Genomic DNA, 17,402 nt, shown 5'->3' on the forward strand with positions numbered 1-17,402 from the left:
TCTAGGACGTGGCGCGCCGGCCGGTACAACCAGCCGGTCACACGGTCAGTAGACGCTGTCCCGCTGGTCGGGGACCACCGAGCCGTCCTCGCGCAGGACGGGTCCCTTGCGCCCGTCGGGCTCGTTGTACGCGGCGGTCGCGCACGGGTAGGTGCCCGGCTTCTGCGGCAGCGGCTCGATGAACATGGGGTTCACGACCCAGCGGCCGTCGGCGTTGTCGTACGCGCGGCACATGAACTCGCCCTTGTTGCGGTTCAGCACGAGGTGCGCGCCGGTGGCGTCGCCGACGAACGTCACGTCGGTGTCGGCGTCCCCGCCGCCGACCGCGATGCGCTTGCTCCAGCGCTGCTTGTCCCAGGCCTTCTTGCCCTTGACCTTGTAGATCTCCTGGTTGATGAAGCAGCGCTTGCCGTCGATGTACGGGATGACGTCGCCCTTGTTGACGCCGACGCCGCCGCAGCCCTGGTTCCAGGTGGTGATGCGGCCCTTGCGGTCCAGGACGGAGCGGATCGCGATGGTGTGCTTCCGGTCGATGCCCACGCCGCGCGACCACACCTCGGCGACGGGCTCGGAGCCCGCGGAGACGATGTAGACGTCGAATCCGGCCTTCTTCAGGGTGCGGATCAGGTCGCGCTGCTGGTCGTAGTAGCGCGCGTAGCCGGGCACGGTGTGGCTGCCGATGGTGCGGGTGGTGCCGACGGGCGCGGCGAGGGCCTCCGTGCGGGCCTTCCTCGCGTATGTCTCCACCTCCTTGACGGTGTGTCCCGCGAAGAGCTGGGGCACCCAGGCGTACTGCGGGACGGTGCGGCGGTGGTGCCAGGTCCCGGCGAAGGCGGCGGCGCCGCTCATCGTGGTGCCGTCCTCGCGGATCTGGAGGATCTCGTCGGCGCAGGCGGTGTTGGTGGAGGTGGGCAGCGGCTTGCCGACGGGCACGGTGGTGCCGCAGGCCTTGGTGAGGGCGCGGTGGCCCGCGGCCGTCATCCACTTGCTGGAGGACTTCCAGCTCTTGGGGCGCAGGATCTTGTCGTGCCGCAGCGCCCAGCTGATGGTGGCGTCGGTGACGTCGTTCTTGACGACGGTGTTGTCCCAGTCGAAGGCGGCGACGGGGCGCTTCTGGCCGTGGCCGAGGTGCGGGTTGGAGCAGGTGCCCCGCTCGTCGATGACCTTCTGCAGCCGGGCGCGGTTGTCGCCGTACCAGGTGAGCTTCTTCGAGAGCTGGGGACAGTGGGCGCCGGGGTGCGACGCGGGCGCGGCCGTGGCGGCGGCAGCGGGAAGCGTGACGGGCCCGGCCACCAGGGTGGCGGCCGAGGCCAGCGTCAGCGCCAGAATGTTTCTGTTACGCATGTGCGTGGACGGTACAGCAGTCCTACGAGGTCGTTGAACCCCCGTACACCGTGTCCTGTTGATCCTTGATGACCGATCCGTCCGCGCGGCGCACCGGGGCCTTCGTGCCGTCCCGGCCGGTGTAGCCGGTGGTGGCGCACGGATAGGGCGCGGGCTGCTTGCCCTTGGGCTCGATGAACATGGGGTTGATCAGCCAGCGCCGGTCGCCGTTGTCGTAGGCGCGGCACATCAGCTCGGTCTTGTTGCGGTTCAGGACGAGCCTGAGGCCGGTGGCGTCGCGCAGGAAGGAGACGTCGGTGTCGGAGTCGCCCGCGGCGAACACCTGGCGCTTGGCGGCCGGTTGGACCTGCTCGGCGGCCTTGCCGCGCACGCCGAGGATCCGCTCGTTGATGGCGCAGCGCTTGCCGTCGATGTACGTGATCATCGAGTCGGCGCCGTCCGGGACGGAGCCGCAGCCCTTGAGGCGGGCGGTGAGGCGGCCCTCGCGGGTGACGTTGCGGATGCCGAGGGTGTGCCGGGCGTCGAGGCCGACGCCCTTCGCCCAGACCTCGGCGACGGGCTCGGGCGAGGCGGAGACGACGTAGGTGTCGAACCCGGCCTTCTTGAGGGTGCGGATCAGATCGCGCTGCTGGTCGTAGTAGCGGGCCCAGCCGGTGGCCTTGCCGCTGCCGACCCGCTGTTCGGTGCCGATGGGCGCGGCGAGGTTCTCCTTGCGCGCCGCGGCCGCGAAGTCCTTGACGCGGGCGGGGCTCCAGCCGCGCAGGAGCTGGGCGAGCCAGGCGTACTGGGGCTCCATGCGGCGGTGGTCGAAGCCCGCGAAGGCCTCCTTGCCGGTGGTCGTGGTGCCCTCGCCGTACACGGCGGCGATCTCGTCGGCGCAGGCGGTGTCCGTGCTCGTGGGCAGGGTGCGGCCGGTGGCCGGGCAGGCCTTGCGGAGGGCCTTGGCGGCGGGCGCGGTGAGATAGCGGCTCGTGGTGCGCCAGTCGCCGCGCTCGGGGGTGCGTATCTTGTCGTGGCGCAGCATCCAGAACAGGGTGGCGTCGCCCACGTCGTTCTTGATGACCGTGTTGTCCCAGTCGAAGACGGCGAGGGGCTTGTGGCGCTTGTCGTACGCGTCGCCGCAGCGGCCGTAGGTGTCCAGCATGCGCTGGAGGCGGTCCTTGTTGTCGCCGTACCAGCCCTTCGAGACGGTGAGGGCGGGGCACTTCGCGGCGGCGGTGCCGTGCGCGGCGCGGGGGGCCGGGGCGGCCTGGGCGGTGGTGGCGAGGCCCGTCCCGGCGACGGCGAGGGCGGCGGCCGCCGCGTACCAGCGATGCTTGATCTTCATGAACACGGTGCCTGTCTACGCAGGTCAGCCGGGCGCCTGACGACGCCCGGCTGATCGGTGGGTGGCCTCTGGGTGAACTACTGGGGCGTGACGTACGCCCCGGAGATGCCGCCGTCGACGAGGAAGTCCGTGGCGTTCACGAACGCGGAGTCGTCGCTGGCGAGGAAGGCGACCGCGGCGGCGATCTCCTCGGCCTCGGCGAAGCGGCCCACCGGGATGTGCACGAGGCGGCGCGCGGCGCGCTCGGGGTCCTTGGCGAACAGCTCCTGGAGCAGCGGGGTGTTCACCGGGCCCGGGCACAGCGCGTTCACGCGGATGCCCTCGCGGGCGAACTGCACGCCCAGCTCGCGGGACATCGCGAGCACGCCGCCCTTGGACGCGGTGTACGAGATCTGCGAGGTCGCGGCGCCCATCCGGGCCACGAAGGAGGCCGTGTTGATGATGGAGCCCCGGCCCTGGCGCCGCATGTAGGGGATGGCGGCCTTGCAGCACAGGTACACGGAGGTGAGGTTGACCTCCTGGACGCGCTTCCAGGCCTCCAGGCCGGTGTCCAGGATGGAGTCGTCGTCGGGCGGCGAGATGCCCGCGTTGTTGAAGGCGATGTCGACCGAGCCGTAGGTGTCGTACGCCGTCTTGAACAGGGCCTCGACCTGCTCGGGGTCGGTGACGTCGACCTTCACGTACGTCCCGCCCACCTCCTCGGCGGCCTTCTTGCCCGCGGTGTCGTCGATGTCGCCGCACACCACGTGCGCGCCCTCGGAGGCCAGACGCCGTGCGGTGGCGAGGCCGATGCCGCTGCCGGCGCCGGTGATGACGGCGGTACGGCCGACGAGGCGGCGGCAGACAATCTCTTCGGTCACTGGGCGGGCCCTTCCGTGCTGATGAAGACGTTCTTGGTTTCGGTGAAGGCGGCGAGCGCGTCCGGGCCGAGCTCGCGCCCGAGCCCGGACTGGCCGTAGCCGCCGAAGGGGGTCCAATAGCGCACGCTGGAGTGCGAGTTGACGGACAGGTTGCCCGCCCGCACGGCCTGGGACACGCGCAGCGCCCGGCCCACGTCCCGGGTCCAGATCGAGCCCGAGAGGCCGTACTCGGTGGCGTTGGCGAGGCGGACCGCCTCGGCCTCGTCCTCGAAGGGCAGCACGACCGCGACCGGGCCGAAGACCTCTTCGACGGCGACCGGCGACGTCGGCCCCGCGTCGGTGAGGACGGTCGGCGGGAACCAGAACCCGGGCCCTTCGGGGGCGCTGCCGCGGATGCCCGCGCCCGCGGGCACGTAGGAGCGCACCCGGTCCAGCTGGGCCCGGGAGATCAGCGGGCCCATCTGGGTCTTCTCGTCGGCCGGGTCGCCGACGACGTACGACTCGACCAGGGGCGTCAGGAGCTCGACGAAGCGGTCGTACACGGAGCGCTGCACGAGGACGCGGGTGCGGGCGCAGCAGTCCTGGCCCGAGTTGTCGAGGAAGGAGCCGGGCGCGGCGAGGGCGGCGGCCTCCACGTCGGCGTCGGCGAAGACGATGTTGGGGCTCTTGCCGCCGAGTTCGAGGGTCACGCGCTTCACGCGGTCCGCGCACTTGGCCATGATCTGCTGGCCGACGCGGGTGGAGCCGGTGAAGACGATCTTGGCGACGTCGGGGTGCTCGACGAGCGCGTTCCCGGCGACGGCGCCCTCGCCGGGCAGGACCTGGAACAGGCCCTCGGGAAGCCCTGCCGCCAAGGCGAGCTCGGCCAGGCGCAGGGCGGTCAGCGGGGTGGTCTCGGCTGGCTTGAGGACGACCGCGTTGCCCGCCGCGAGGGCCGGGGCGGTGCCCCAGGCGGCGATGGGCATCGGGAAGTTCCAGGGCGCGATGACGCCGATGACGCCGAGGGGTTCGAGGATCGTGACGTCGAGTCCGCCGGGGACGGGGATCTGGCGGCCGTTGAGGCGCTCGACGCCGCCCGCCGCGTAGTCGAACAGGTCCCGGGCGTTGCCCGCCTCCCAGCGGGCGTTGCCGATGACGTGCCCGGCCTCGCGCACCTCGAGGCGCGCGAGCTCCTCGATGTGGCCGTCGATGACGGCGGCGAATCGGCGCAGCAGGCGCGCCCGGTCGGCCGGGGCGACGGCGGCCCACGCGGCCTGTGCCGTGACGGCGCGGGCGACGGCCGCGTCGACGTCGGCCGGGGTCGCGGCGGGGACCGTCGCGACGACGCCCTCCGTCGCCGGGTTCAGTACCTGGAGTCGTTCGAGCAAGACGTGCCTCACATGCGTTCGAAGGAGCGGCGCAGCTCCCAGTCGGTCACCGCGGAGTCGAAGGCTGCCAGCTCGACCCGCGCCATGTTGCGGTAGTGCGCGACGACCTCGTCGCCGAACGCGGCCTTGGCGACGGGGCTGTTCTCCCACAGCTCGGCGGCCTCGCGCAGCGTCGTCGGGACGTGTTCGTAGTCGGCGGTGTAGGCGTTGCCCGTGCACGCCTCGGGCAGTTCGAGGCGCTGCTCGATGCCGTACAGGCCCGCCGCGACCAGGCCCGCGACCGCCAGGTGCGGGTTGACGTCGCCGCCGGGCAGCCGGTTCTCGAAGCGCAGCGAGCGGCCGTGGCCGACGACGCGCAGGGAGCAGGTGCGGTTGTCGTAGCCCCAGGCGGCCGCGGTCGGCGCGAAGGAGCCGGGCTGGAAGCGCTTGTAGGAGTTGATGTGGGGCGCGTAGAGGAGGCTGAAGTCGCGCAGCGCCACCAGCTGGCCCGCGAGGAAGTGCCGCATGACGGGCGACATGCCGCCGGGGCCGTCCCCGGCCATGGCGTTGTTGCCGTCGGCGTCCTGGAGCGAGAGGTGGATGTGACAGGAGTTGCCCTCGCGCTCGTTGTACTTCGCCATGAAGGTGATCGACACGCCCTCCTGCGCGGCGATCTCCTTGGCCCCGGTCTTGTACAGCGCGTGCTGGTCGCAGGTGACGAGGGCCTCGTCGTAGCGGAACACGATCTCGTGCTGACCCGGGTTGCACTCGCCCTTGGCGGACTCCACCGTCAGGCCCGCGCCCGCCATCTCGTTGCGGATGCGGCGCAGGAGCGGCTCGATGCGGCCGGTGCCGAGGACGGAGTAGTCGATGTTGTACTGGTTGGCCGGGGTCAGGCCCCGGTAGCCCGCGTCCCAGGCCTGTTCGTAGGTGTCCTTGAAGACGATGAACTCCAGCTCCGTGCCGACGTGCGCGGTGTAGCCGTGCTCGGCGAGCCGCTCCAGCTGGCGGCGCAGGATCTGGCGCGGGGCCGCGACCACGGGTGAGCCGTCGTTCCAGGCCAGGTCGGCGATGAGCAGCGCGGTGCCCTCGTGCCAGGGCAGGCGGCGCAGGGTGGAGAGGTCGGGGCGCATGGCGAAGTCGCCGTAGCCCCGGTCCCAGGAGGACATCGCGTAGCCGTCGACGGTGTTCATCTCCGTGTCGACGGCCAGGAGGTAGTTGCAGCCCTCCGTGCCGTGCTCCAGGACCTCGTCCAGGAAGAACGGGGCGGCGAACCGCTTGCCCTGGAGCCGCCCTTGCATATCGGGGAAGGCCAGGACGACAGTGTCGATCTCGCCGCTCGCCACGAGGGCACGCAGCTCCTCGACACCGAGCGGGGGTGTGCGGTCTGCCACGGGAAAAGCCTCCTTGGGTCAGCCGAGTGGCCATAAGGTATGGGCAAGAACCATTGCTTGGGAAGGGGGTACGGGCAGATGTCCCACGCGCGGGGCGAGGACCGCCTCATTCAGGTGCTGCGACCGGTCCGGGCGGGCAACGGCTTCGAGGAGGCCCTGGAGCAGATCCTCCAGGTGGTCCGCCTCGGCCTGGTGCCCGGGGGCGAACGGCTGCCCGCGGAGCGGGAGTTGGCCGATCTGCTCGGCATCAGCCGGGTCACGCTGCGCGAGGTCCTGAAGGTGCTCCAGGACCAGGGCCTGGTCGAGTCGCGGCGCGGGCGCTACGGCGGCACCTTCGTGCGCCCGCGCGCCGGGGCGCCGGGCGAGGCCGAGCTGCGCCGCCGGGTCACCGACGTGGACGTGGAGGACGCGCTGCGCTTCCGCGAGGTGCTCGAAGTGGGCGCGGCGGGCCTGTGCGCGGCGCACGGCCTCACCGCCGAGCAGGCCGACCGGCTGCGCGAGGCCCTCGCCCGCACCCATGACGCGCCGCTCGCCGACTACCGCCGCCTGGACACCCTGCTGCACCTCACCCTCGCCGAGCTGTCCGGCTCCCCCACGCTCACCGCGCAGTACGCGGCGGTCCGCGCGACGGTCAACGACCTGCTCGACTGCATCCCCCTGCTCGTACGCAACCTGGAGCACTCGCAGCGCCAGCACACCGCCCTCGTGGAGGCCGTGCTCGACGGCGACGCGGACGGGGCGCGGGAGATGATGCGCGAGCACTGCGCGGGCACGGCGGCGCTGCTGCGGGGATTCTTGACCTGAGCCACGGGCGCGCGGGCTCCTCTCCCCGGGTCGGACGAGCGCCCCTTCGCGGGCCGGGCAAGTACCCCTTCGCGGGTCGGACGGTTAACCAGCACGTTACGCACAGGTCTTGCTTTCTGTCCGCCCGCACCGCGAAGGTATGCCTCCACACCGCAAAGGTATGTCCTCAATCCATTGAGTGCCGCAGGGGGAGCCCCGCATGAGCCTGGAGTCCACGGAGCCGACGACGGCGCGCGCCGCCGAAGGCGACGACTATCTGGAGCGGCGCGCCCTGCGCCGCGGCAACGCCGGGTGGGTGCTGCTCACCGGCCTCGGCGTCGCCTACGTCGTCTCCGGCGACTACTCGGGCTGGAACTCCGGCCTGAAGGAGGGCGGCTTCGGCGGCCTGGCCATCGCGATGGCGCTCATGGGCGTGATGTACACCTGCATGGTCTTCTCGCTCGCGGAGCTGTCCTCCGTCCTGCCGACGGCGGGCGGCGGCTACGGCTTCGCGCGCCGCGCCCTCGGCCCCTGGGGCGGCTTCCTGACCGGCACGGCGATCCTCATCGAGTACATCCTCGCGCCCGCCGCGATCTCCATCTTCATCGGCGACTACGTGGAGTCGCTCGGCCTCTTCGGCCTGGAGTCGGGCTGGCCGGTCTACCTCGCCTGCTTCGTGATCTTCATCGGCATCCATCTGTGGGGCGTCGGCGAGGCGCTGCGGTTCAGCTTCGTCGTCACGGGCATCGCGGTGGCGGCGCTCCTGGTGTTCGCCGTCGGCGCGTTCATGGACTTCGACGGCTCGAAGCTCAACGACATCCCCGTGGACCACGACGCCTTCGGCGCCACCTCCTGGCTGCCGCTCGGGATCCTGGGCATCTGGGCGGCGTTCCCGTTCGGCATGTGGTTCTTCCTGGGCGTGGAGGGCGTACCGCTCGCGGCCGAGGAGACGAAGGACCCGGCGCGCACGCTGCCGCGGGCGATCCGCTGGTCGATGCTCATCCTGGTCGCGCTCGCGCTCCTGACGTTCTTCGCCTCGGCCGGAGCGCGCGGCTCCGCCGCCCTGCAGTCGACCGGCAACCCGCTGGTGGACGCGCTGCAGCCGGACGGCGAGCGCACGGGCCTGAGCCGCGTCATCAACTACGCGGGCCTCGCGGGCCTCGTGGCCTCCTTCTTCTCCCTGATCTACGCCGGTTCGCGCCAGCTCTTCGCCCTGTCCCGGGCGGGCTACCTGCCCCGCTTCCTGTCCCTGACGAGCAGCCGCAAGGCGCCCTACCTGGGCCTGCTCGTGCCGGGCGCGATCGGCTTCTCGCTCGCCGCCGCCAGCGGCGACGGCGCGCGCATGCTGAACGTGGCGGTCTTCGGCGCGACCATCTCGTACGCCCTGATGTCGCTCTCCCACATCGTGCTGCGCCGCCGCGAGCCGGGCCTGGCGCGGCCCTACCGCACGCCCGGCGGCATCCTGACCTCCTCGGTGGCGCTGGCCCTGGCCTGTGCCGCCCTGGTGGCGACGTTCCTGGTGGACGTCACGGCGGCGTTCATCGCGCTCGGCGTGTACGGAGTGGCGATCGCGTACTTCGGCCTGTACAGCCGCAAGCATCTGGTGGCGCGGGCACCGGAGGAGGAGTTCGCGGCCCTGGCCGCCGCAGAGGCCGAACTGGAACGGAACTAGCGCGAATGCAGAGGGAGTCGAAGGTGAACGGGAACGGCAAGCGCCCGCTGATCGGCGTGAGCACCTATCTGGAGGCCGAGGCGCGCTGGGGCGTGTGGACGCTGCCCGCCGCGCTGCTGCCCGCCGGGTATCCGCGCCTGGTGCAGGCGGCGGGCGGCCTCGCGTCGATGCTGCCGCCGGACGACCCCGCCCACGCGGCGGACGTCGTGGCCCGGCTCGACGGCCTGGTCGTCGCGGGCGGCCCCGACGTGGAACCGGCCCGCTACGGCGCCGAGCGCGAGGACCGCACGGGTCCGCCCGCGAAGGAGCGGGACGCCTGGGAACTCGCCCTGATCCGGGCCGCCCTGGCCGCGGGCACGCCCCTGCTCGGCATCTGCCGCGGCATGCAGCTCCTCAACGTCGCCCTGGGCGGCACCCTGGTCCAGCACCTGGACGGCCACGCGAAGGCCCCCGGCGTCTTCAGCACGCACGCGGTCAAGCCGGTCCCCGGCACGCGGTACGCCGCCGTCGTGCCCGACGCGTCCACGGACGTGCCCACGTACCACCACCAGGCGGTGGACCGCCTCGGCCGGGGCCTGCTGCCCTGCGCCCACGCGGACGACGGCACGGTCGAGGCCGTCGAACTGCCGGGCCCCGCCTGGGCCCTGGGCGTGCAGTGGCATCCGGAGGCGGGCACGGACACCCGGGTGATGGAGGCGCTGGTACGGGCAGCGCGCGGCTGACCGTACCGCGCCAGGACGTCGGGCGTCCGCGGGTCCGTCGTGGCTGGTCGCGCAGTTCCCCGCGCCCCTACGGGGCACTCCCCTGTGTGAGCCCGAGCAGCTCGCGCGCGGGCCCGGCGGGCACATGCCCCGTCGGCCACACGGCCCGCAGCTCGCGGCGCAGCCGCACCCCCTCCACCGCCACCCGCACCAGGCGGCGCGCGGCCAACTCGTCGCCAAGGGCCAGCTCACTGACCACAGCGGGCCCGGCCCCGCTCACCGCGGCGGACTTCACCGCGGTGGTGGAGGACAGCTCCATGAGCGGCGCCGCGAGCCCGCCGAGGGCCGTGTCCAGGACCTGCCGGGTGCCGGAGCCCCGCTCGCGCAGGATCAGCGGCGTCCCGGCGAGCTCCGGGGCGGCGAGCGGCGCGCGCCGCCGCGCCCAGGGGTGGCCGGGCGCGACCACCACGATCAGCCGGTCGTGCCCGATCACCGCCGCGTCCAGGCCGGGCGGCACCTTCAGGCCCTCCACGAACCCGAGGTCCGCCTCGCCGCCGAGCAGCCGCTCCGCGACCTCGGCGGAGTTGCCCGCGAGCAGGGAGACGGCCGTGTCCGGACGCCGGGCGCGCAGCGCGATCAGCCAGCCGGGCAGCAGGTACTCGGCGATGGTCATGCTCGCCGCCACCCTGAGGCGCGAGTCCCTGCGGTCCCGCAGCGCCTGCGCGCCCGCGTCGAAGGCCTCGGCCGCCTCCACGATCCGCCGCGCCCAGTCGGTGACGAGCGCGCCCGCCTCCGTCAGGCGCGAGCCGCGCGGGGAGCGGTCCACCAGGGCCACGCCGAGCTGCCGCTCCATGGACCGGACGCGCCCGCTCGCCGCGGGCTGGGAGATGCCGAGCTCCCGCGCCGCCCGGCCCAGGCTGCCGAGCCGGGCCACGGCGAGCAGCAGCTCCAGGGCCGCCAGGTCGGGCACCCGGTGCGCGAGCGGCACCCCCGGCCGGGTGTCCGCGGAACTCGACGAGGCTGAGGTCATAAGCCCAGGTTATGCCCTCATAGCCCCAAGATCCCTGGTGGGCCGGGCGGCGGGGGCGCACCGTGGAGTCATGGTCACCGCAGCACACAGCCACCCCCGGGTCCGCCCCGGCACCCCGCGCGCCGCCGTCCGGCACCTCGGCCCCAACTGGTACGCGTCCGTCATGGGCACCGCGATCATCGCCAACGCGGGCGTCGCGCTGCCGTACGACGTACCGGGTCTGCGCACGGCCTGTGCCGCCGTGTGGGCGCTGTCCCTGCTGATGCTGACCGTGCTCCTGCTGGCGCGTGCCGCGCACTGGGCGCACCACAGGGACCAGGCCCGCGCGCACCTCCTCGACCCGGCCGTGGCGCCGTTCTACGGCTGTCTGTCCATGGCCCTGCTCGCGGTCGGCGGCGCCACCCTGCTCGTCGGCCGGGACTGGATAGGCATCAGCGCGGCCGTCGTCCTCGACACGGTCCTGTTCACCGCCGGGGCGGCGATCGGCCTGGTGGCCGCGGTCGCCATCCCGTACCTGATGGTGGTCCGGCACAAGATCACGGCTGACCAGGCGTCCCCGGTGTGGCTGCTGCCCGTCGTGGCGCCCATGGTCGCCGCGGCCCTCGGCCCGCTGCTGGTGCCCCATCTGCCGCCCGGAGAGGCCCAACGGGCCCTGCTCTACGCTTGTTTCGCGATGTTCGGCATCAGCCTGCTCGCCACCCTGGTGATGCTGCCGCTGATCTTCGCCCGCCTGGTCACCGGGCCCCCGCTGCCCCTCGCGCTCACCCCCACCGTCTTCCTGGTCCTCGGCCCCCTCGGCCAGTCCACGACCGCCGCCAGCAAGTTCGCCGACGTGGCCCAGGGCGTCCTGCCCGCCCCCTACGACCAGGGCTTCGCGGTCTTCGCCGTGCTGTACGGCGTCCCGGTGCTCGGCTTCGCCCTGCTGTGGCTGGCCCTCGCGACCGCGATGGTGGTCAGCGCCCGGCGCGCGGGCATGGGCTTCGCGATGACCTGGTGGGCCTTCACCTTCCCCGTCGGCACCTGCGTCACCGGCGCCGCGGGCCTGGCCCGGCACACCGGCCTCGCCGCCTACGACTGGCTGGCCGCGGCCCTCTTCGCCGTCCTCGTGACCGCGTGGGCGGTGGCCCTGGCCCAGACGGCCCGGGGCCTGCTCAGCGGACGGCTGCTCGCAGCACCGCGCTGAGCACCCCCGGCGCCTCGCGCAGCGACGGTCCGTACCAGGTGAGGTGGCGCCCGCTGACCAGGGCGGCGGGCGTCCCCGGGAAGGCCTCGGGGCCGTCGTCGGGCGTGAAGCGGTACGGCTCGTCCGGGAGCACCACCAGGTCGGGGGCCGCGGCGCGCAGCTCGTCGAGCGGGACGCGCGGATAGCGCTCGGCGTGCGTCGCCCAGGCGTTGTCGACGCCCAGGCGCGCGAGCAGGTCCCCCGCGAACGTGTCGCGGCCGAGCACCATCCAGGGCCGCCGCCAGACCGGCACGGCCGCCCGCAGCCGGGAGGCCGGGCGCGGCAGGCCGTCCCAGGCGTCCTCGGCCTCGGCGAGCCACCGGGGCCGGGCGTGACCGCCGCAGGCGGCGAGCGCCCGGGACAGCTCACGGAAGGCCTGCTCCAGGCCGCGCACCTCCGTGACCAGGACGTCCAGGCCCGCGGCGCGCAGGGCGGCCAGATCGGCGGGGCGGTTCTCCTCCTCGTTGGCGAGCACCAGGTCGGGGGCGAGCGCCACGACCGCGGGGACGTCCGGGTTCTTCGTGCCGCCGACCCTCGTGACGCCGAGGTCGTCGAGGTCCGCCGGGTGGCTGCACCACTCGGTGGCGCCGACCAGGGCGCCCGGCACCGTCACCGCGACCGCTTCGGTCAGGGACGGCACCAGGGAGACCACCCGGGCGGAGGGCATCGCTCAGCGCCGCCCCGCGTCCAGGGCCTCGATGTGGTCGCCCACCGCGACGACGAGCACCCGCGCGTCGGCCGCCGTGGCCCGCCAGCGGTGCCGCACGCCACCGGTCAGATACAGGGAGTCGCCGCGCCCGAGGCGGTAGGCGCGGCCCTCGGCCTCGACCTCGACGGCGCCCGCGATGACGTACATCAGCTCGTCGTTGCGGTGCTGGAACTCGCGGCCCTCGTCGTGGTCGCCCACGTACTCGAAGGCGTGCAGCTGGTGGTGGCCGCGCACCAGGTCCCGTACGTGCGTCTCGCAGGTGCCGCCCGCCAGGCTCACCTCGTCGTGGGCGCGCACCAGGTCGACCGTGCCGGTCGGGTCGGCGGCGGCGAGCAGCTCCACGGCGGTGGTGCCGAGCGCGTCCGCGACCCGCTCCAGGGAGCGCATGCTGGGGCGGGCCCGCTCGTTCTCGACCTGGCTGAGGAACGGCACGGACAGGCCGCTGCGCCGGGAGACGACCGCGAGGGTGAGCTCCAGCTGACGGCGGCGGCGCCGTACGGCCGAGCCCACCCGGAGGTTTTCCTTGTGCTCGTCCATCGCCTCGGCTCCCTTCTTCTCTTGCGCGCTTGGGCCGACTCGGGCGAGCCAGTGCCTTCACCCTGATGGGTTTTCTGCACCCTACGCATGTTCGCCAAACGGTTTTACCCAGTTGGGCGGTCCGTGCGCACGTTCCAGCCGAGCGCTGGGGCGCGCGCCGTCGCGGGTTCACCACGCCGCGCGCTCGTCGTCCAACGCCCGCCGGACCGGAAATCGTCGCCGCGAGGCCCGCCGCACCGCAACTCCGGCAACTCCCGGGCCCGCCCGGCGCACCTTCTCCGCCCTCTTCGGCCCGCGCCCGAGCACGCGTACGCCCGCCCACCCGTCCTGAAGCGGACGGGTGGGCGGGCGGAATCCGCCGCGAAGCGGCGGGGCACCACGACGGCGCGGACTGCTTCAAGCCGCCGACGGAACCGGCGGCGGAGCGGCCGGGCCCCCGGTTACTGCGGAGCCATCCGGTCCGGAACCTCCGGGTGCTCCTTCAGCCAGGCGGCGACGGCCTGCTCCTCGTGGCCCTTGCCGCGCTTCTTGATCTCGTTCTCCAGACCCGCGAGCTCCGACTCGCTCATCTTGAACTTCTTGAACCACTTCGTGAGCTGCGGGTACTGCTCGGGGAACTTCTTGCTGGTGATCGTCCGGATCGTGTCGCCCTTGCCGAAGGCGCCCTTGGGGTCCTTCAGCTTGGTCAGGCCGTACTCGCTGTACGCCCAGTGCGGCGACCACAGCAGCACCGCGACCGGCTCCTTCTTGGCGTACGCGCGCTTGAGCTCGGCGAGCATCGCGGGCGTCGAACCGCTGGCGATCTTGTACTCGTCCTCCAGGCCGTAGCCGGGCAGGACCTCGTCCTTGAGCTTCTGCATCACGCCGGTGCCCGGCTCGATGCCGACGATCTTGCCGTTGAAGGTGCCGCCCTTTCCCTTGAGGTCCTCCAGGGACTTCACGCCCTTCACATAGGACGGCACGGCGACCTCCAGGGAGGTCGGGCTGTACCAGGTGCCCATGTCGACGAGGTCGTCCTTGTGCTTGTCCCAGTAGTTCTTCTGGGTACTGGGCAGCCAGGCGTCGAAGTTCACGTCGATGTCGCCCTGCGCGAGGCCGGTGTAGACCGGGCCCACGTCGGACTGCGACAGCTTCATCTTGTAGCCGCGCCGCTCCAGGACGTTCTTCCACAGATACGTGACCGCCACGTCCTCGTCCCAGGGGAACCAGGCGACGTTCAGGGTCCGCTTGGCCTCGGCCGGGGCCGCGCCCGCGGCCACCGGGGCCCACTTGTCGACCAGGCCGGGGTTCTTCTCCAGCCAGGCGCGCACGGCCTGCTGCTGGTTGCCCTTGCCCGCCTTGTTGATCTCCGCCTCAAGACCCGTGAGCTGCTTCTCGCTCATCTTGAAGTCCTTGAGCCACTTGGCGACCTCGGGGTGATCGCCGCCGAAGCCCTTGCGGGACAGGGTGTGCACGCCGTCGCCCTTGCCCCAGGCGCCCTTGGGGTCCTTGAGCTTCTTCAGGTCGAACTCGCTGTACGCCCAGTGCGGCGACCACAGCGTCACGACGATGGGCTGCTTCTTGGCGTACGCGCGCTTGAGCTCGGCGAGCATCGCGGGCGTGGAGCCGTCGACGACCTCGAAGTCCTTCTCCAGGCCGTACTCCTTGAGCACCTTGTCCTTGAGCAGCTTCATCATGCCCGCGCTGGACTCGATGCCGATGACCTTGCCCTTGAAGGTGCCCTTCTTGCTCTTGAGGTCCTCCAGAGAATTGACGTCCTTCATGTACGAGGGGACCGTCAGTTCCAGGGAGGTCGGCCCGTACCAACGGCCGAGGTCGTCCAGCTTGTCGCCGTACTTGTCCCAGTACGAGGCGTGCGTGGTCGGCAGCCAGGAGTCCGTCTGGAAGTCGACGCTGCCCTGGGCGAGCGAGGTGTAGAGCGGGCCCGCGTCGAGCTGCTTGGCGTTCACCTTGAAGCCGCGCTGCTCCAGGATCTCCTTCCACAGGAAGGTGGAGGCGACGCCCTCGTCCCAGGGGATGTAGCCGACGTTCAGCTGCTTGCCGTGGCCGACGTTCTTGCCGTCCGCGGCGGTGGCCGCGTCGTCGTCCGAGCCGCCGAAGACGCCCACGCCGCCCGCGACGAGTGCGAGGACGACGACGCCGATCACGGCGAAGGCCGGGCGCGGCCGGTAGCTCCACAGCTTCAGGCCCTGCGCGGCGCGCGCCTTGGCGGCGGCGCGGCGGCCGAGCGGGGAGACCTGGGTGCCCAGGGACGCGGTCATGCGGTCCAGGTAGATCGCGAGGATCACGATGGAGACGCCCGACTCGGCGCCGAGGCCGACGTCCAGCTGGCCGATGGACTCGTTCACGTCGGCGCCGAGGCCGCCGGTGCCGACCATGCCCGCGATGGCGGCCATGGACAGACCCAGCATGATGACCTGGTTGACACCGGCCATGATCGTCGGGAGCGCGAGCGGCAGCTGGACGCGGAACAGCACGTTGCGCGGCGTCGTACCGAACGCCTCGGCCGCCTCGACCAGCTCCTTGTCGACCTGGCGGATGCCCAGCTCGGTCATGCGCACACCGGGGGCCAGGGCGAAGATCAGGGTCGCGACGATGCCCGCCGGGCCGCCCATGCCGAAGAACAGGATGGCCGGGATGAGGTAGATCATCGCGGGCAGCGTCTGCATCAGGTCGAGCACCGGCCGGAGCAGCGCGCTGACCCGGTTCGAGCGGGCCGCCCAGATGCCGAGCGGCACCGAGATGACCAGGGCGATGATCGTCGCCACGAGCACCAGGGACAACGTGATCATCGCGTTGTCCCACAGTTCGAGGGAGTCGATGAACGCGAAGCCGACGAAGGTGAGCGCCCCCGCGGTGAGCCCGCGCAGCCAGAACGCGACGACGGCGAAGATGCCCGCGAGGAGCAGCGGCTCGGGCGCCTGAAGGACGTCGATGATCGTGTCGTTCATGCCGCTGAGCACGGACTCGATGAAGCTGAACAGCCAGTCGAGGTGGTTCGTGAGCCAGTCGACCGCGTCGTTGACCCAGTCGCCGAGATGAATCCTAGGCACCGCTGCTCACCTTGCCCACGCTCTTGCCGCCGTCGTCGTCGGCGTTCCGCTCGTCCTCGACCGCGTCGCCCGGGGCCTTCGCCGCGTCCTTGACCCGCGCCGGTATGACGGCGCTCACGGCGGGCTCCTGCTGCGTGGCGGGCTCCCCGAGCACGGCGAGGAGCCGCGCCCGCGGTACGACCCCGACGAGCGCGCCGTCCGCGCCGGTCACGGCCACGGCGACGCCGCTGGTGGAGCACGGCGTGAACAGCTCGATGATCGGGGTGTCCTCGGCCACGGTCGCGGGCGCGGCCTTGAAGACGTCGGCGGCGGTGCGCAGCTCGGTGCCCTCGGGCGTCGTGGTCCCGTACACGGTCTCCGGGTCGGCCATGATGGCGCCCGCGGTCAGCACCCGGGCGCGGTCGACGTCCTGCGTGAACGCGGCGACGTAGTCGTTGGCCGGGGTGACGAGGATGTCCTCGGCGCTGCCGGTCTGGACGATGCGGCCGTCGCGCATGACGGCGATCTGGTCGCCGAGGCGCATGGCCTCGTTCAGGTCGTGGGTGATGAAGACGATGGTCTTCTTCAGCGTCTTCTGGAGTTCGAGGAGCTGGTCCTGCATGTCGCGCCGGATCAGCGGGTCGAGGGCGCTGAACGACTCGTCCATCAGCAGCAGGTCGGCGTCCGTGGCCAGGGCGCGGGCCAGGCCCACGCGCTGCTGCATGCCGCCGGACAGCTCGTCGGGCCAGGACTTCTCCCAGCCCTTGAGCCCGGCGAGTTCGAGCGCCTCGGTGGCCCGGCGCTCGCGCTCCGCGCGCGGCAGGCCCTGGACCTCCAGGCCGTACGCGGCGTTCTCCAGCACGCTGCGGTGCGGGAACAGCGCGAAGTGCTGGAACACCATGCTGATCTTGCGGGACCTGACCTCGCGCAGCTCGCGCGGGCTGAGCTTCGTCAGGTCCTGGCCGTCGAAGAGCACCTGCCCGGCCGTCGGTTCCGAGAGCCCGTTGAGCATGCGCAGCAACGTGGACTTGCCGGATCCGGAGAGACCCATGACGACGAAGATCTGGCCCGGCTCGACGGTGAAGGACGCGTCGACCACCGCGGCGGTGGTCCCCTCGGCGCGCAGTTCCTCACGGTCGGCTCCGGCGCGGAGCCTGGTCACCGCGTCGTCGGGTCGTCTGCCGAACACTTTGTACAAGTGCTCGGCTTGCAGCCTGGACACATACACCTCTCGGGTCGAACGAAGACGGCCCGCCTCCCCCGCCGGCGGGCCGTGGAGCGACACGGGATCGCCCGTTCGCCCGTCAAGAAGTTGAAAACGAGACGGGTCGCTCCGCGTGCGCGCCTGCCCCCGCCGCCCCACGCCAAACCAAGAAGTGTCCCAGGTCACAAAGGCCCCACTTGTCCCGAGTGCCGGTGCACGGCCGGGCGGCCCTGGGGCGCCC

Annotated in this window: 14 protein-coding genes; 4 read left to right on the top strand and 10 right to left on the bottom strand. The window is 72.2% G+C overall.

Translation table 11 applies throughout. The annotated features are described in order from the left end of the window. Positions 1-45: 45 nt before the first annotated feature. From ACIG3E_RS30535 to ACIG3E_RS30555, 5 genes are all read right to left on the bottom strand, one after another. Positions 46-1,344: a haloacid dehalogenase-like hydrolase gene (locus ACIG3E_RS30535; protein WP_399622791.1), complete on the bottom strand. Its 1,299-nt coding sequence runs from the start codon at positions 1,342-1,344 to the stop codon at positions 46-48. A gap of 22 nt (positions 1,345-1,366) precedes the next feature. Then, positions 1,367-2,671 carry an HAD family hydrolase gene (locus ACIG3E_RS30540; RefSeq protein ID WP_399622792.1) on the bottom strand — a complete coding sequence of 435 codons (1,305 nt, stop codon included), beginning with the start codon at positions 2,669-2,671 and terminating at the stop codon, positions 1,367-1,369. A gap of 77 nt (positions 2,672-2,748) precedes the next feature. Continuing rightward, a complete protein-coding gene (locus ACIG3E_RS30545) occupies positions 2,749-3,531 on the bottom strand; it encodes a 3-oxoacyl-ACP reductase (protein ID WP_399622793.1) in 783 nt (260 codons plus the stop codon). Continuing rightward, positions 3,528-4,898 (bottom strand): aldehyde dehydrogenase family protein, encoded by a 1,371-nt coding sequence (locus ACIG3E_RS30550; RefSeq protein ID WP_399622794.1) that lies wholly within the window; start codon positions 4,896-4,898, stop codon positions 3,528-3,530. Before ACIG3E_RS30550 ends, ACIG3E_RS30545 begins: the two co-directional genes overlap by 4 nt. 8 nt (positions 4,899-4,906) lie before the next feature. Then, positions 4,907-6,271: a glutamine synthetase family protein gene (locus tag ACIG3E_RS30555; protein WP_399622795.1), complete on the bottom strand. Its 1,365-nt coding sequence runs from the start codon at positions 6,269-6,271 to the stop codon at positions 4,907-4,909. Between the two features lie 78 nt (positions 6,272-6,349). Between ACIG3E_RS30555 and ACIG3E_RS30560 the strand changes: the two genes are divergently transcribed. The 3 genes from ACIG3E_RS30560 to ACIG3E_RS30570 all read left to right on the top strand — a co-directional run bounded on the left by ACIG3E_RS30560 (position 6,350) and on the right by ACIG3E_RS30570 (position 9,448). After that, positions 6,350-7,075 carry a FadR/GntR family transcriptional regulator gene (locus tag ACIG3E_RS30560; RefSeq protein WP_399622796.1) on the top strand — a complete coding sequence of 242 codons (726 nt, stop codon included), beginning with the start codon at positions 6,350-6,352 and terminating at the stop codon, positions 7,073-7,075. Positions 7,076-7,274: 199 nt separating this feature from the next. Next, positions 7,275-8,726, top strand: a complete 1,452-nt coding sequence (gene eat / locus ACIG3E_RS30565; RefSeq protein WP_399622797.1) for an ethanolamine permease — start codon at positions 7,275-7,277, stop codon at positions 8,724-8,726. A gap of 23 nt (positions 8,727-8,749) precedes the next feature. Next, positions 8,750-9,448, top strand: a complete 699-nt coding sequence (locus ACIG3E_RS30570; protein WP_399622798.1) for a gamma-glutamyl-gamma-aminobutyrate hydrolase family protein — start codon at positions 8,750-8,752, stop codon at positions 9,446-9,448. A 67-nt stretch (positions 9,449-9,515) separates the two neighbouring features. Here ACIG3E_RS30570 and ACIG3E_RS30575 read toward each other — a convergent pair whose 3' ends face one another. After that, a complete protein-coding gene (locus tag ACIG3E_RS30575; protein WP_399622799.1) occupies positions 9,516-10,457 on the bottom strand; it encodes a LysR family transcriptional regulator in 942 nt (313 codons plus the stop codon). A gap of 70 nt (positions 10,458-10,527) precedes the next feature. Here ACIG3E_RS30575 and ACIG3E_RS30580 point away from each other — a divergent pair, with 70 nt between their 5' ends. Then, positions 10,528-11,640, top strand: a complete 1,113-nt coding sequence (locus ACIG3E_RS30580; protein ID WP_399622800.1) for a TDT family transporter — start codon at positions 10,528-10,530, stop codon at positions 11,638-11,640. On the opposite strand, the gene ACIG3E_RS30585 is transcribed toward ACIG3E_RS30580, so the two are convergent. From ACIG3E_RS30585 to ACIG3E_RS30600, 4 genes are all read right to left on the bottom strand, one after another. Beyond that, positions 11,609-12,346, bottom strand: coding sequence for a helical backbone metal receptor (locus tag ACIG3E_RS30585; RefSeq protein ID WP_399622801.1), 738 nt, complete (start codon positions 12,344-12,346; stop codon positions 11,609-11,611). The genes ACIG3E_RS30580 and ACIG3E_RS30585 overlap by 32 nt on opposite strands. Positions 12,347-12,349: 3 nt before the next feature. Next, a complete protein-coding gene (locus tag ACIG3E_RS30590) occupies positions 12,350-12,925 on the bottom strand; it encodes a helix-turn-helix domain-containing protein (protein ID WP_399622802.1) in 576 nt (191 codons plus the stop codon). Positions 12,926-13,365: 440 nt separating this feature from the next. Continuing rightward, complete coding sequence (locus ACIG3E_RS30595; RefSeq protein ID WP_399622803.1) at positions 13,366-15,978, bottom strand: ABC transporter permease/substrate binding protein; 2,613 nt, start codon at positions 15,976-15,978, stop codon at positions 13,366-13,368. Next, positions 15,971-17,179: a glycine betaine/L-proline ABC transporter ATP-binding protein gene (locus tag ACIG3E_RS30600; RefSeq protein WP_399622804.1), complete on the bottom strand. Its 1,209-nt coding sequence runs from the start codon at positions 17,177-17,179 to the stop codon at positions 15,971-15,973. The genes ACIG3E_RS30595 and ACIG3E_RS30600 overlap by 8 nt, the downstream gene beginning before the upstream one ends. Positions 17,180-17,402: the final 223 nt, after the last annotated feature.

Origin of the sequence: Streptomyces sp. NPDC053474, from assembly GCF_044544845.1 — a bacterium.
Taxonomy (GTDB): Bacteria; Actinomycetota; Actinomycetes; order Streptomycetales; family Streptomycetaceae; genus Streptomyces.